Origin of the sequence: Brevibacterium jeotgali, from assembly GCF_900169175.1 — a bacterium.
Lineage (GTDB): Bacteria > Actinomycetota > Actinomycetes > Actinomycetales > Brevibacteriaceae > Brevibacterium > Brevibacterium jeotgali.
Genome location: NZ_FXZM01000009.1, coordinates 1 through 13,462, shown reverse-complemented (window position 1 = coordinate 13,462; position 13,462 = coordinate 1). Strand labels below are relative to the sequence as shown.

Below are 13,462 nucleotides of genomic sequence, written 5' to 3'. Positions count from 1 at the left end.
AGGTGTGAACGACCAGCAGCATGCCACCCCGCCGCCCCTCCCGTCGTCGACCGCGCGCTACGGCGGCCTCGCCGGACCGGAGCGGCCGCACGAGGAACCGGAGCTGTTCCCCGGCGAGAAGGCGCTGGCGCGCACGAAGGCGGGCTCGCGCGAAGAGATGCGTGTGATCCGGCGGCACTACAACTGGGTGAACATGGCGATCGCGCTGCTGGCGTGCTTGGTGCTGGTGCTGGCCGCGCTTGCGCTCGCGCCGCGTCCTGAGGGCGACATCACCCGCGAGGTCGACTACGGCGCCGTGGCCCAGAACGTGCAGCCGGAGGCAGGATTCGACCTGGCGGTGCCGGGGATGCCTGAGGGATGGCATGCGAACGCCGCGTCGTTCGGTGAGGGCGGGACCCCTCCCGTGGAGACCTGGTACGTGTCCTGGGTCGACGGGGACGACGGCTGGGCGTCGCTGCGTCAGACCGATGCAGAGGAGACCCCCGACGCGTGGGCGGAGTCGTACCTCGAGGAATTCGCGGAGACGGGGGAGTCCGAGCTGGCCGGTACCGCGTTCACGCGATTCGAGGGGACCGACTCCTCCGACAAGGCGCTCCTGGGGGAGGCCGACGGGACCGTCCTCCTGCTTGTGGGCGCTGGCGAGTGGGGCCCGCTCGAGGAGTACGCGGCGGAATCCGTGCAGACCGTCGGAGCCGTGGCGACCGACGACTGATCAGGACGACTGATCAGCACCAGGGCCGCCCAGCGGCCGATGGGTGATCAGCCCTGCGCCGCTCCGTCCTGCTCGTCACGGGCGGCACGGGCCTTCTCCAAGCGGTCCTTCGCCCCGTCCAGCCAGTTCTGGCAGCGATCGGCGAGTGCCTCGCCCCGCTCCCAGAGGCGCAGCGATTCCTCCAGGGTGAGGCTGCCGGCCTCGAGGGTGCGCACCGTCGTCACGAGCTCTTCGCGAGCCTGTTCGTAGCTGAGCGCGTCTATCCCGTCCGTCGCTCCGCCGGGAACGGTCGTCGTGCTGTTCTGCTCATCTGCCATGGTCACTCCTTGGAAGTGCTGTCGTCGGTGTTCTGCCGGGGACCATCGCCGAGGTCCCGTGACTGGGGGTCCGGCGAGGAGTCATCGACCTGCGCTGTCAGGCGCCCGGAGGCGAGCTTGATCGAGATGCGGTCACCCGCATCCACCTGCTCGTGGCTGCGCACGGCGGCACCGTCCTCCGTCTGGACGACGGCGTAGCCGCGGGCCAGGGTGTTCAGGGGGGAGAGGCTGCGCACCTGAGTGCGGAGGTGCTCGATCTCTGCCGCAGCGCGGCCCACCAGTCCCGCCTGCGCCTGCCAGGATCTGGCACGCAGCGTCGACACGTCCTGTTCCCGTCCGGTGATCATCGTTTCCGGCTGGGCCAGCACGGGACGGCCGCGGACGTCGGCCAGGGCCCTGGCCTCACTCTGTAGCAGCCGGTCGAGTGCGCCGTTGAGCGAGGCGCGGGCCTGGAGGATGCCCATCTGCTCCTCTGCCACGTCCGGGACGATCCGCTTCGCCGCATCCGTGGGAGTCGAGGCGCGCATGTCTGCGACGTCGTCCAGCAGCGGACGGTCCGCCTCATGGCCGATCGCGGAGACGACCGGAGTGCTTGCTGCGTGGACTGCGCGGACCAGCGCTTCGTTCGAGAAGGGGAGGAGGTCTTCGAGGCTGCCGCCGCCACGGGCGATGACGATGACATCGACGTCCGGGTGCGCGTCGAGCTCCTCCAGTGCCGCCATGACCTGCGGGACCGCGTTCGTCCCCTGCGTCGCGGCGTTTCGGACTTCGAAGGCCACGGCCGGCCAGCGCAGAGACGCGTTGCGGAGGACGTCCTTCATCGCGTCGGAGTCATGGCCGGTGATGAGGCCGATGCGGGAGGGGAGGAACGGCAGGGGCTTCTTGTGCGCGGGGTCGAAGAGCCCTTCGGCGCCCAGCATCTGCTTGAGCTGTTCGAGCCGTGCGAGCAGTTCGCCCAGTCCCACGGCGCGGACGTCGTACGCCTGCATCGTGAGGCGGCCCTTCGCGAGCCAGTAGTTCGCCTTCGCCTGGACGACGACGCGGGAGCCCTCCGTGAGCCGCGTGTCCAGGCGGTCCCGGACGTTGCGCCAGATCTGCACGGGGAGTGAGATGTCCTCCGTCGTGTCGTGGAGGGTGAGATAGCTGGCGTTCGCCCGATCGGACAGTTCGATGATCTGGCCCTCGACCCACACCGTCGACATGCGGTCGATGTAGGCCTTCATCTTGTGGGCGAGCAGGCTGACCGGCCAGGGATTGTCCGCGGAGGTGTCCGCCGCCGTCGCCGCGGCGGGTGGGCGTTCCGGCTGGTCGCCCAGAATCCCGGGGGTCCCGGAGATGCGCTGCGCCACCGTCCCCTCCTCTTCTCGTCGTGTGCGGGGTGCTCCCGATCCTAGACGAGGCCGCGGACACGGCGCCGGAGGTGATGGATGCCTCCCCACTGCCCAGCCCCTTCTGAGGAGGGCCGCGTAGAATCACCTGCATGACTGCGACTGTGACTGTGCCCGTCCCCGCGATGCCGCGCCGCCGCAAGGACCCCTCGGAGATCCGTCAGCCGGAGAGCGGTGAGAAGAACGTCCTCCTCGCCGCCCCCCGCGGATACTGTGCAGGAGTGGACCGCGCGGTCATCGCCGTCGAACGCGCGCTGGAGCACTACGGCGCGCCCATCTACGTCCGCAAGGAGATCGTCCACAACCGTCACGTGGTCGACAGGCTCTCCGAACGCGGTGCGATCTTCGTGGACGACACGCATGAGGTGCCGGAGGGCGCCCGCGTCGTGTTCTCCGCCCACGGTGTGTCGCCGGCGGTCCACGAAGAGGCCGCAGCGCGCAGCCTCGACACCATCGACGCGACGTGCCCGCTCGTGACGAAGGTGCACCGTGAAGCGGTGCGGTTCGAGAAGCAGGGCTATTCGATCATCCTCGTCGGCCACGAAGGACACGAAGAGGTCGAGGGCACGATGGGCGAGGCCCCGGATTCGATCACCCTCATCCAGAATCCGGAAGAGGCTCGCGCCGTCGAACTGCCGGAGACGGACAAGCTCGTGTGGCTCTCGCAGACGACTCTGAGCGTCGACGAGACGATGGAGACGGTCGACATCCTCACGCAGCGGTTCCCCCATCTCGAGGCCCCGCCGAGCGACGACATCTGCTATGCCACCCAGAATCGCCAGGTCGCGGTCAAGAAGATCGCTCCGGGAGCGGATCTCGTGCTGGTCGTGGGGTCGGCGAACTCATCGAACTCGGTCCGCCTGGTCGAGGTGGCGCTGGAGCACGGCGCGAAGGACGCCCATCGGATCGACTTCGCGCGCGAGGTCGACGAGGAGTGGTTCCACGGCGTCTCGACCATCGGTGTGACGAGCGGTGCGAGCGTGCCGGACCTGCTGGTCCAGGATCTGCTGCGCCTGCTGGCCGACTACGGCTACGGCGATGTCGAAGAGGTGCGCACAGCGGATGAGGACGTGATCTTCTCCCTGCCCCGCGAACTTCGGAAGGACCTCAAGGCCGCCGGCCTCGAGACCTCGAACAAGAAGAACGGTGCAGACCGGAACCACGAGCTGCGCTGATGGCCGTCTGAGCCTCAGCGGCTGAACTCCTCGGGCGCAGCCTCCGCACCCAGTCCTGCCTGCGCCGACTACTGTGGAACCACACACAGAGCGGGTCGCCACTCCGGCGTTCCCGCTGAGGCTGACGGTGACAAGGATGATGCGATGTCGACGACCCGCAGGGTGCGCAGAGGGGCGGCGGTTCTCGCTGCCGCAGTACTGGTCGGTGTGGCGGGATGTTCCGGCGGCGATGCCGCCGATGAGGTCGATCTCACCGAGTACGAGAGCACCGACCTCACCGCGCCTCCGATCGACCTCGACAGCACCGACGAGGACCGCTCCGACGAGTACTTCTTCGTCGGACCGAAGTCTCGTGAGACCGGCACGTGGTCCGGCAGGCTGATCATCGACGAGGCCGGCGAGCCCGTGTGGATCCAGGAGGACGACGAGGCTCAGAAGGATGACGAGCCCACCGCCGGCTGGGACATGCGCGTCCAGGAGTACGAGGGCGAGAAGGTCCTCACCTGGTGGGAGGGCATCGTCGACACGCCCCTGGCCGAGGGCGAGGTCGTCGTCGTCGACGACTCCTACGAGGAGGTCGCCCGGGTCGGCATGGGCAATGATCTGCCGCACAGGATGGTCGACCTCCACGAGACGACGATCACCGACGAGGGCACGATGCTGCTGCTCGCCTACGTCCCCCAGCAGACGGACCTCACCGAGGTCGGTGGGGAGTCCGACGGCTGGGTCTGGGACGGGGTCGTCCAGGAGGTCGACATCGAGACCGGCGAGGTGCTGCTCGACTGGAGCTCGCTCGACCACATCCCGGTCACGGACTCCGAGCGGGAGTTCGAGGATGACGCCGGGACCGAGGACAAGCCCTACGACTACTTCCACGGCAACTCCGTGTCAGTCGACGACGACGGCTCCCTGCTGGTGGACGCACGCAACACGCACGCCTTCTACAGCGTCGACCGCGAGTCCGGTGACGTGAACTGGACGTTGGGCGGGAAGTCGTCGGATTTCGAAGCCGCCGACGACCTGTACTTCGCCTGGCAGCACGACGTCGAGCGCGCACCCGATGGCACGATCACACTGTTCGACAACCAGTCGTCGCCCACGCTGGGCGACTCCTCCCGCGGGATGCGGATCGACGTGGACACCGACGATATGACGGCTGAGATCGTCGACGAGTTCCTCCCACCCGTCCCGCGCATCGCTGCGAACCAGGGGAGCTTCCAGGAGCTTGAGGACGGTCGCATCGTCATCGGTTGGGGAGCGCTGCCGTCGTTCACGGAGTACTCCGCCGATGGAGAGGTCCTGCGCGATGGGACTGTGGGGGCCGATTCGAACTACCGTGCGTACCTCTCCGAGTGGGAGGCGACGCCGAACGAACCGCCCGCGGCGGACATGAAGACCGAGGACGAGCAGACGACCGTCTACGCGTCATGGAACGGGGCGACGGAGGTCGCGCAGTGGCGCGTGCTCGGCGGTCCTGACGCCGGTGCGCGCACGGAGCTCGCGATGGTCGAGCGTGCGGGCTTCGAGACGGCGATCCCGCTTCCCGAAGACGCGGACAACGTCGTCGTCGAAGCACTCGATGAGGATGGCGAGGTGCTCGCCAGCACGACTGCTGAGTGAGGACCGCTGGATTCTGTTCCGGCAGACTGATTGCTGTTCGGCCCGTGCACTCCCAGAAGGGAAGCGCACGGGCCGATCTGTGTGAGGCAGAGAGCCGTCTGGTGCTCTCAGTGACGCGCGGAACGGCGCGGACCCGAAGGAGGGGTGCCGCCGTCCGTGGTGCGGAGGAACCACTCGTTGGCCTTGGGCAGCCAGAAGAACGCGACCATGAGGAACGACAGGATATTGGTCACGACTGATCCCGCGCCTCCGGATTCGAGTCCGGCGGCGGTGAGGATGATCGTGTAGACGATGCTCGCGAGCGTGATGGCGGTCAGCCCGAGACGCGCCCATTCAGCGCCCTCGCGGACCTTCAGGGTCATGAAGAGCTGAAGGACCAGCATCACGAGCGCGAAGAGCATCGTCGCGACGAAGAGCAGGACCATCCCCCAGCGGACACCGCCGAAGATGCCCACCATGCCGGTCGCCACGAGCGTGAACGGGTTGATGAGAACACCGAACGCGATGACCGCGATGGAGAAGAGCCAGGCCACGATCGCGAACACGCATCCGACGAGCCAGATCCAGTAGCCGATCCGGGCGTCCATCGGCATGTGCGCCGTCTGGAAGATGCTGCCGAAGCCCTTGCGGAACGACGGCTTCGCCGCGTCCAGGCTCTTCGGCCACGCAGTGGGCAGACGGAATCGGTAGTCCGTGAAATCGAAGTACTCGTTGTTCGGTGCGGCACCGGCGGACTGCCAGGAGCCGGGGCCCTGCGTGTGCTGCTGGCCGTATGCGGGGGCCTGCGGCGGGAGGATGCCGCGCTGCTGGGAGTCGCCGGCGGAGGACGGATCGGTGGTCACGTTCGACTGCCTTCTGAGGTCGGAAGCATGGAGTGGCGACCGAGGTGCGAGAAGACGAGGCAACCCGGCGCCACACAGGACGCTATCAGCGGGCGTGCGGTTCCTTTACAGCTGGGGTTCGGCGGGCGGGCGGTCAGCGCCGCCGAACTCGCGTGCCGTGAGGCCCCTCGTCCGTGTGGAGAGCTCCTCCGGATCGACGAGTGCAGCGTCGGAGACTCCGGTGGCCGACAGCTTCCGCGCTGTGGGGAGGAACCGTGACTCGAAGGAGCCGACGAGTCGGTTGTAGTCCTCGACGCTTCTGTCGAGGCTCGAGCCCATTCGTGTGAGGTGTTCTGTGAGTGTCACGACACGGGTGTGGAGATCGCGGCCCAGATCCAGGATCTGCTGAGCACTGCGGCTCAGATCCGCCTGCTGCCAGTTGAGCGCGACGGTCTTGAGCAGGCCCAGCAGGGTCGACGGAGAAGCGAGGAGCACTCCGGCTGTCAGCGCGTCGTCGATCAGTGAGGGATCCTCCTGGCCGGCTGCCGCGAGGAGACCGTCGGACGGAAGGAAGCAGACGACGAAGCGAGGTGTGGGAGTGAACGCCTGCCAGTACGATTTCTTCGACAGCGCCGTCACGTGCCGGCGCACGGCGCGGGCCTGTGCGCCTGCTGCTGCGGCACCGTCGGCCTCTCTTTCGAAGCCGTTGAGGGGTGCCTTCGCGTCGATGACGATGTGCGCCTCCCCAGGAAGATTGATGACCATGTCGGGTCGGATGCGCCCGGCATCGGTCGTCGCGGAGACCTCGACGTTGAAATCGATGTGCTCCGTCATGCCTGCGAGTTCGACGATCCGCCGGAGCTGGACTTCGCCCCAATCGCCGCGGCCGCTGCCGGACGACAGAGCCGTGAGCAGGCCGTGCGTGGAGGTCTGGAGCCGCTGGTTCTGAAGCGCGAGCTGCCGCAGTTGCTCATCGAGTCCTGCCAGCCTCGCCGCCTGCTGCCGGTCCTGGCCCGTCACGTGCTGGGCGAGGGAGCGCACATCGGACGTGAGGGGACCGACTGCGGCAGTGAGCTCACCGGCGACCTGGGCATCCGCCTCGAGCGCTTCCGTCCGGTCCGACAGGATCTGGGCGGTCGTTTCGGCACGGACCAGCCTGTCCTGTGTCTGCGCACGCGCGCGCGTGCTGCCAAGCCACCAGCCGATCACGATGCCTACGGCGAGGACGAGCACAAGAGCCACGGAGAGGGTGATCGCTTCCATGACGACCATGGAAGCACGAGGCACGGACACGACCGACTAGACTCTCCTCCTGTGGCTCTTACTATCGGAATCGTCGGACTGCCCAACGTCGGCAAGTCGACCATGTTCAATGCACTGACCAAGAACCAGGTGCTCGCGGCGAACTACCCGTTCGCGACGATCGAGCCGAACGTGGGCGTGGTCCCGCTGCCGGACCCCCGGCTGGGGCGGCTCGCGGAGATCTTCGGATCGGAGAAGATCCTTCCGGCGACCGTGAGCTTCGTGGACATCGCCGGCATCGTCCGTGGCGCCTCGGAGGGGGAGGGCCTGGGCAACCAGTTCCTAGCGAACATCCGTGAGGCGGAGGCCATCTGTCAGGTGATCCGTGCGTTCTCGGACGAGGACGTCGTGCACGTCGACGGCAAGATCTCACCGTCGGACGACATCGACACGATCAACACGGAGCTCGTGCTCGCAGACCTCCAGACGCTCGAGAAGGCGCAGCCGCGCATCGAGAAGGAGGTCAAGCAGAAGAAGACTGACGCCGCAGTCCTCGAAGCGATGACCGCTGCGCAGGCGATCCTCGAGGAGGGGCGCACGCTCTTCCAGGCGATGGGCGACGGGTTCGACGTCGAGCCTCTGAGCGAGCTGCAGCTCATGACGACGAAGCCGTTCCTCTATGTCTTCAACGTCGACGACGACATCCTGGCCGACGAGGCGAAGAAGGATGAACTGCGCGCGCTCGTCGCTCCTATCGAGGCGATCTTCCTCGACGCGAAGTTCGAGTCGGAGCTCGCGGAGCTGGACGAGGCGGAAGCCGCGGAGATGCTGGAGATGAGCGGTCAGGACGAAGCCGGTCTGGACCAGCTTGCCCGGGTGGGCTTCGACACGTTGGGGCTGCAGACGTACCTCACCGCTGGTCCCAAGGAATCCCGCGCATGGACGATCGGGAAGGGATGGACCGCACCGCAGGCCGCCGGCGTCATCCACACCGACTTCCAGAAGGGTTTCATCAAGGCCGAGGTCGTGTCGTTCGCGGACCTGGACTCACTGGGATCGATGGCCGATGCGAAGGCAGCGGGCAAGGTCCGTATGGAGGGCAAGGACTACATCATGGCGGATGGCGACGTGGTGGAATTCAGGTTCAACGTTTGATGTCCTCTCACCGCCGGATCCACGCGAATCTGCGGCAGAGGGTGTCAGTCGTCAACGTACGTTCTTGATGCTCGTGCGAGCTGTGTCACGAGATCATCCGGGACCGGCTTGCGCGGTGCGAAGGTGATTCCGGTCTTGCTCGCTTTGAGGCCTGCTTCTGCTATCTCTTTGGCATGAACTGAGATCGCGGGGGCGAGAAAGTACAGGCCGACCTGCTTGCTGAACGCGGCGTAGCTCGCAACGACCGTGCCTTGGATCCTGAACCCCGGCATGTTGTATGCCGTCATCTCCTCTGCTTCCGGCAGGGCCTCGTTCAGGAGACCCCGAACGTGAGTGAGGATCGGGCGGAATGACTCAGGTGCAGCGGCGATGTAGGAATCGTGGTCAGTGATGGTTGCCATGTCTCAGCACTTCCTCTCAGATGAGGAGATTCTAACTGCGTCGTTCGCCGATCTCCGTCGGTGAGCCTGGGGGAGGAGGACGTGATTGGTGCTGCTGGCCTCACCAGGTCCGAGCACTCAGATGATCCTCTGCTTTCCAGGTCGCGTGAGCATGAGCATGGCTGAAACAGCGCGGCGCGATGGGTTCGCCCCACGGCGCAACCCGGAGTTGTCCGCGTGCTGCGACTGACTGTGCGTCCACGTCTGAGCCGGGCAGTGCGCGGATCTCACGCTCGGCGAGCCAGAGCGCGTCGCAGACCGTGCGTTCCTGTTGAGTGGCCAGCAGAGAAGTTCAGTCGGTCTGACGTGTGTTCGACTGATCTATGACCGAGCCCTGAGTGGGAGCCTCCCGGTGCCGGAGGCTCGTTCTTATCGCTGGACTCGTAGAATGGCGGACCAGAAAGCAGAACAGATCCATCCACAATCCGAAGAGGGGCTTGAAACCATGACTTTCTCCGTTTATCTGTCCGGTGAGATCCACACCGATTGGCGTGACGAGATCCAGCGCGGTGCCGAAGCGGCCGGGCTGGACGTAGTCTTCACCGCGCCGGTGACCGACCACCCTGCGAGCGACGCTGCAGGTGACCACCTCGGTGCGAACGACAGCCAGTTCTGGCGTGATCACCAGTCCTCCAAGGTCAATGCGATCCGCACGCGCACGCTGATCGAGCAGAGCGATCTCGTGGTGGTCCGCTTCGGCGACAAGTACAAGCAGTGGAACGCCGCCTTCGACGCCGGCTACTGCTCCGCGCTGGGCAAGCCCTACGTGACCCTCCACGACGCCGATATCATCCACCCCCTCAAGGAGGTCGACGCCGGGGCTCAGGCCTGGTGCACGACCACCGACCAGGTGGTGGAGACCCTGCGGTACGTGCTCGAGGCGTAAGCCTCAGTCCTCGCGGGGCGCGGGCCGGCCTTGGACGAGGACATCGCCCGGGTGCGTCCGAATCGCTGTGATCGCTGCGTGCTCGGCGGAGTTCCCGCGGTGATGATCCAGGACACGGAAACCGGCATCGCTCAGCGCTTCCGCAATGGCCGCGGCCGACCACCGGTACGCGGGTGCGACAGGGTGGTGGAAGGGTTCACTCCGCGGACCGGAGAAGTAGCTCAGAAGGACGCTCCCACCCTCCTCGAGACGATCGTGGAGGACTGACAGGGCGGTGCGCAGGTCGTCGGCGTCGAGGTGGATGAGCGAGTACCAGGCGAGGAAGCCGGCCCACCGCTCGTGGGACTCGGCGAGATCGTGCACCGCTGCGGTTCGGAACGGGACCCCGGGGTGAGCGCGGCGAGCAATCTCGACGAACTTCTCCGAGGGGTCGACCCCGACGACCTCATGCCCCAAACCGGCGAGATGCCCTGTCCAGCGACCGGTGCCTGAGCCGATATCGAGGATCCGACCGCTGACACCGTCAGCCCACTGCTCGATCACGGCACGGTCCGGGTCGTCGCGGTGCACGGTGGTGCCGAGCATGTCCGTGACAACGGCTGCGTGCGTGTCATAGGCGCTGCTGACCCTGCGCGTTCCCGCGGCCGCTGCAGGCGCGCGACCGCTGATGGGTGGAGTCGCCATCAGGCGGTGAAGGCGAAGCGGATGTTCTTCGGCATGACGTGAACAGCCGCGAAGTCGGGGGTGCCGACGACCTGGTGGACCTCGTGCGCAGGCACGATGAAGGTATCGCCGGTCTGCAGTTCCCGGACGACGTGCGGGAACGTGATGGTGCAGCTGCCGTCCACCATCACCAGAACCGACTCATGTGACGCCGAGTGCCGCGGGAACGGGGTTCCTCCCGTCCCGACCATCTTCTTCGCGACGAGGTCCGTTCCCTCGTCCAGTGGAATGGTCTTCTTCATCTGGGGCCCCTCCGTGTGATGTCGCTCGCTCCCAGTATGGGAGCACTCACGCCAGGAGTCCTTGATCTGCGTCAATTCGCGCTCTGGCGGTATACCTGTGAGCATCGCATCAGGCCCAGAGTGAGGAGCGAGGGACGATGACGTCACCGGACAACATCCTGCTGCACCTTGCGCGGGCTGAGGAGCAGCAGGTGCGGGAGGTGTTCGCGCGGCTCGCCGAGCGGGGGTTCCCTGCTCAGGGACAGACACCGCACATCACGGTCACGTACTCACCGATCATGGCTGTCGACGCTGTCCAACGCGCCTCCGAGGTGCTCCCACCGGTGATCCCTTCGCGGTTCAGGCGGGTCGGCACGGTGGTCTTCGGAACGAAGCGCAAGCGAACTGTCGCGTGGCTGCTCGAGACCTCGGACGAGATGGAGCAGGCTGCCCGCGAGGTCAGTGCGCTGAACCCCGACAGTCGCGGTCGCAGCTGGACGCCGCACCTGTCGATGGGGCTGCGACTGCCGCGTGAGATCGTCCCCGACTACCTCCGAACGCTGGATGAGGTGACCTCGCCCCACCTCAAGGAGCTCACGGCTGTCCGGGCGGCGTACTGGAGGCCACGCACCCAGGAGCTCACTGTCCTGGCCGAGTCGAGTCGGAACGACGAAGCCGGGGTGGGGTCGGCAGAAAGCGACGCCTCCGGCACCGGATGACCGCTTATGGTGCACTCCGCGCGCTCCATCCCGAGAAGCGATATTCGGTGAACATCTATGTACACAAGGTACACTCGCGCTCACAAGGTACACATGTGTTCACTGAAAGGGTGGGATGCCAACACCGCTGAACCCGTTCCGGCCGACCGCCGGCGCCGAGCCACCATTATTGGTGGGCCGAGCAGGGTTGTTGGATGAGTTCGCTTATGGGCTTCAGATTCGTTCCGGCGCGCCTGGCCTCTTGACGATCTTCACCGGCGCGCGAGGAGTGGGCAAGACTGTCATGCTCGGTGAAGCCGAGGACGAAGCACGCCGTGCCGGGTGGGCGGTGATCTCCGAGACCGCCACTCGCGGGTTCCTCGGCCGGATCGGCCACGCTATGCATCCGCTCGTCGAAGAGCTCGGCTCCGGGCCACCCACACGTCGGATCACCGGCCTTGGGATCGCCGGGTTCTCGGTGGATACCGAACTGCTCCCGGATCAGCAGACCAGCTGGCGCCAACTAGGCGAAGAATCGCTGCGGCTGCTGGATGCTCAAGGCACCGGGTTGGCTATCACCCTGGATGAGATCCACGGTGCCGACCGGGACGAGCTGGCCCAGCTGGCGGCCGCAGTCCAACATTTCATCCGCGCTGGGCTGCCGGTGGCTCTGGTGTTCGCCGGTCTACCAGCCGCTGTCTCGGACCTGCTCGACGAGGGCGTAGCCACCTTCTTGCGTCGGGCTGACCGTATCGATCTCCACGCTGCCGCCGTCGACGAGGTCGAAGCCTCCTACGCAGAGGTCTTCGCGGCCCTGCCGACCCCGATTGCTTCGGGCCTGTTACGCACCGCGGCCGAGGCGACCGGGGGCTATCCCTTTCTGATCCAGCTTGTTGGCTACCATCTGTGGCAGGTCGCCGAGACCGCGCCTGGGCCCCTGGAGGGCGAGCAGGTGAACTTAGCCATATCTGCCGCCCGCCGCCGCAATACCCGCATGGTCATCGGCGCGGCCTTGGCTGCAGTTTCCCCCAAAGACCTGGAATTCCTCCGCGCCATGGCCGAAGACGACGGACCCTCAAGAACCGCCGACATCGGCCGGCGCCTGGGCGATGCCCGCAACACCATCGGCAACTACCGCGCCCGCCTCATCGACGCAGGTTTGATCGAATCAACAGGCCACGGTCTGATCGATTTCGCCATTCCCGGCCTCCGCGATCACCTGCGCACCTGAACCGGCGTCGCCCGGTGGACCGCCAATGCGGCACGCCACTACTCTCTTCTCGAGCTCGCGCGTGGTCATTTCTCCGGCAGTGTTAGGATTTCATTCGTCGGTGGTGTGAAGATTGGCTGTGACTTTCGCCGGTCGTGATCTCACACTGGCGCCGCGGACGGGGCGCCGACCCTCACCTCGTGAGCGCCTCCACGACCTCCGGCAGTTCCGTGACGCCGTGTGCGGCGAGGAAGTGACGGGCTTCCGGCACCACCACGGTGCGCGCCTGCAGATTCCGGGCGAACGCGTCGGACAGATGCGGTGCGACGAGGGGATCGTCATCCGAGCGGATGACAGTGACGGCGCCGAGGTGCGGGCCGGCTCCCGGTAGATCGGCACCTGCGAGGAACGGACCAAGGCCGTCCGCGGCGAACGCGTCGAGGCCCGCGTCGCCGGTGCGTGTGAGCGGCTCGGCGAAGGGGGAGACCGCGACGAACGCACCCAACGAGCCGCCGGCACTACCTGCCGCGAGCCGTTCGACGGCGCGCACTGCGGTGACGCAGCCGAGGCTGTGGGCGACGACCGCGACCTCGGGACCGAGCGATCCGATCGTGTTCACGGCGGCCCCGATCCACGCCTCGGCATCGGGGGAGGCGGAGTCGGGCAGTGCGACGACCTCGGCGCCGGCGACCGTCTTAGCGACCCACGGGAACCAGTGGTGCTGCGGTGAATCGCCCCGGGTTTAATGGAGACATCGATAACCCGGAAGGATGGGCGGCATGGTCGCACCACGAAAGTACCCCGACGAGCTACGCGAGCGAGCCACGAGGATGGCGATCGATGCGCGCAAAGAT

Annotated in this window: 14 protein-coding genes and 1 pseudogene; 7 read left to right on the top strand and 8 right to left on the bottom strand. The window is 66.6% G+C overall.

Annotated elements, in window-relative coordinates:
* The first annotated feature begins 4 nt into the window (after positions 1 to 4).
* On the top strand, positions 5 to 712 hold the full coding sequence (locus tag BJEO58_RS09750) for a DUF4245 domain-containing protein (protein ID WP_179207048.1): 708 nt from the start codon (positions 5 to 7) through the stop codon (positions 710 to 712).
* A 47-nt stretch (positions 713 to 759) separates the two neighbouring features.
* On the opposite strand, the gene BJEO58_RS09745 is transcribed toward BJEO58_RS09750, so the two are convergent.
* Both BJEO58_RS09745 and xseA read right to left on the bottom strand, forming a co-directional pair.
* Positions 760 to 1,029 carry an exodeoxyribonuclease VII small subunit gene (locus BJEO58_RS09745; RefSeq protein ID WP_087004804.1) on the bottom strand — a complete coding sequence of 90 codons (270 nt, stop codon included), beginning with the start codon at positions 1,027 to 1,029 and terminating at the stop codon, positions 760 to 762.
* Between the two features lie 2 nt (positions 1,030 to 1,031).
* A complete protein-coding gene (gene xseA / locus BJEO58_RS09740; protein WP_101589290.1) occupies positions 1,032 to 2,378 on the bottom strand; it encodes an exodeoxyribonuclease VII large subunit in 1,347 nt (448 codons plus the stop codon).
* A gap of 131 nt (positions 2,379 to 2,509) precedes the next feature.
* On the opposite strand from xseA, the gene BJEO58_RS09735 reads away from it, so the two are divergent.
* Both BJEO58_RS09735 and BJEO58_RS09730 read left to right on the top strand, forming a co-directional pair.
* Positions 2,510 to 3,592 (top strand): 4-hydroxy-3-methylbut-2-enyl diphosphate reductase, encoded by a 1,083-nt coding sequence (locus BJEO58_RS09735; RefSeq protein WP_101589289.1) that lies wholly within the window; start codon positions 2,510 to 2,512, stop codon positions 3,590 to 3,592.
* Between the two features lie 144 nt (positions 3,593 to 3,736).
* Positions 3,737 to 5,212 (top strand): arylsulfotransferase family protein, encoded by a 1,476-nt coding sequence (locus tag BJEO58_RS09730; RefSeq protein ID WP_101589288.1) that lies wholly within the window; start codon positions 3,737 to 3,739, stop codon positions 5,210 to 5,212.
* Between the two features lie 107 nt (positions 5,213 to 5,319).
* On the opposite strand, the gene BJEO58_RS09725 is transcribed toward BJEO58_RS09730, so the two are convergent.
* A complete protein-coding gene (locus BJEO58_RS09725) occupies positions 5,320 to 6,054 on the bottom strand; it encodes a hypothetical protein (RefSeq protein ID WP_180951902.1) in 735 nt (244 codons plus the stop codon).
* Positions 6,055 to 6,159: 105 nt separating this feature from the next.
* Positions 6,160 to 7,296: a DNA recombination protein RmuC gene (locus BJEO58_RS09720; protein WP_101589415.1), complete on the bottom strand. Its 1,137-nt coding sequence runs from the start codon at positions 7,294 to 7,296 to the stop codon at positions 6,160 to 6,162.
* Positions 7,297 to 7,347: 51 nt separating this feature from the next.
* Between BJEO58_RS09720 and ychF the strand changes: the two genes are divergently transcribed.
* Positions 7,348 to 8,430 carry a redox-regulated ATPase YchF gene (ychF, locus tag BJEO58_RS09715; protein WP_101589287.1) on the top strand — a complete coding sequence of 361 codons (1,083 nt, stop codon included), beginning with the start codon at positions 7,348 to 7,350 and terminating at the stop codon, positions 8,428 to 8,430.
* Between the two features lie 44 nt (positions 8,431 to 8,474).
* Here the strand turns inward: ychF and BJEO58_RS09710 are convergent, their stop codons facing one another.
* Complete coding sequence (locus tag BJEO58_RS09710) at positions 8,475 to 8,831, bottom strand: iron chaperone (RefSeq protein ID WP_101589286.1); 357 nt, start codon at positions 8,829 to 8,831, stop codon at positions 8,475 to 8,477.
* Between the two features lie 427 nt (positions 8,832 to 9,258).
* On the opposite strand from BJEO58_RS09710, the gene BJEO58_RS09705 reads away from it, so the two are divergent.
* Positions 9,259 to 9,756, top strand: a complete 498-nt coding sequence (locus tag BJEO58_RS09705) for a YtoQ family protein (RefSeq protein ID WP_246076052.1) — start codon at positions 9,259 to 9,261, stop codon at positions 9,754 to 9,756.
* A gap of 3 nt (positions 9,757 to 9,759) precedes the next feature.
* Here BJEO58_RS09705 and BJEO58_RS09700 read toward each other — a convergent pair whose 3' ends face one another.
* Both BJEO58_RS09700 and BJEO58_RS09695 read right to left on the bottom strand, forming a co-directional pair.
* Positions 9,760 to 10,440: a class I SAM-dependent DNA methyltransferase gene (locus BJEO58_RS09700; RefSeq protein WP_101589284.1), complete on the bottom strand. Its 681-nt coding sequence runs from the start codon at positions 10,438 to 10,440 to the stop codon at positions 9,760 to 9,762.
* Positions 10,440 to 10,721, bottom strand: coding sequence for a cupin domain-containing protein (locus BJEO58_RS09695; RefSeq protein WP_101589283.1), 282 nt, complete (start codon positions 10,719 to 10,721; stop codon positions 10,440 to 10,442). The genes BJEO58_RS09700 and BJEO58_RS09695 overlap by 1 nt, the downstream gene beginning before the upstream one ends.
* Positions 10,722 to 10,858: 137 nt before the next feature.
* Between BJEO58_RS09695 and BJEO58_RS09690 the strand changes: the two genes are divergently transcribed.
* Both BJEO58_RS09690 and BJEO58_RS09685 read left to right on the top strand, forming a co-directional pair.
* Entirely contained in the window at positions 10,859 to 11,419 is a 561-nt protein-coding gene (locus BJEO58_RS09690; RefSeq protein ID WP_101589282.1) for a 2'-5' RNA ligase, read from the top strand.
* A 115-nt stretch (positions 11,420 to 11,534) separates the two neighbouring features.
* Positions 11,535 to 12,629: an ATP-binding protein gene (locus tag BJEO58_RS09685; RefSeq protein WP_101589281.1), complete on the top strand. Its 1,095-nt coding sequence runs from the start codon at positions 11,535 to 11,537 to the stop codon at positions 12,627 to 12,629.
* A 172-nt stretch (positions 12,630 to 12,801) separates the two neighbouring features.
* On the opposite strand, the pseudogene BJEO58_RS09680 reads toward BJEO58_RS09685, so the two are convergent.
* A pseudogene (locus tag BJEO58_RS09680) lies at positions 12,802 to 13,329 on the bottom strand (RBBP9/YdeN family alpha/beta hydrolase); the annotation flags it as partial.
* Positions 13,330 to 13,462 lie beyond the last annotated feature (133 nt).

Excerpts from the sequence above, each read along its gene's own strand:
- BJEO58_RS09695 (WP_101589283.1), bottom strand. The coding sequence starts at position 10,721 with ATGAAGAAGACCATTCCACTGGACGAGGGAACGGACCTCGTCGCGAAG.
- BJEO58_RS09730 (WP_101589288.1), top strand. The coding sequence starts at position 3,737 with ATGTCGACGACCCGCAGGGTGCGCAGAGGGGCGGCGGTTCTCGCTGCC.
- BJEO58_RS09700 (WP_101589284.1), bottom strand. The coding sequence starts at position 10,440 with ATGGCGACTCCACCCATCAGCGGTCGCGCGCCTGCAGCGGCCGCGGGA.
- BJEO58_RS09710 (WP_101589286.1), bottom strand. The coding sequence starts at position 8,831 with ATGGCAACCATCACTGACCACGATTCCTACATCGCCGCTGCACCTGAG.
- BJEO58_RS09720 (WP_101589415.1), bottom strand. The coding sequence starts at position 7,296 with ATGGAAGCGATCACCCTCTCCGTGGCTCTTGTGCTCGTCCTCGCCGTA.
- BJEO58_RS09745 (WP_087004804.1), bottom strand. The coding sequence starts at position 1,029 with ATGGCAGATGAGCAGAACAGCACGACGACCGTTCCCGGCGGAGCGACG.
- BJEO58_RS09735 (WP_101589289.1), top strand. The coding sequence starts at position 2,510 with ATGACTGCGACTGTGACTGTGCCCGTCCCCGCGATGCCGCGCCGCCGC.
- BJEO58_RS09690 (WP_101589282.1), top strand. The coding sequence starts at position 10,859 with ATGACGTCACCGGACAACATCCTGCTGCACCTTGCGCGGGCTGAGGAG.
- BJEO58_RS09705 (WP_246076052.1), top strand. The coding sequence starts at position 9,259 with ATGGCGGACCAGAAAGCAGAACAGATCCATCCACAATCCGAAGAGGGG.
- BJEO58_RS09685 (WP_101589281.1), top strand. The coding sequence starts at position 11,535 with ATGCCAACACCGCTGAACCCGTTCCGGCCGACCGCCGGCGCCGAGCCA.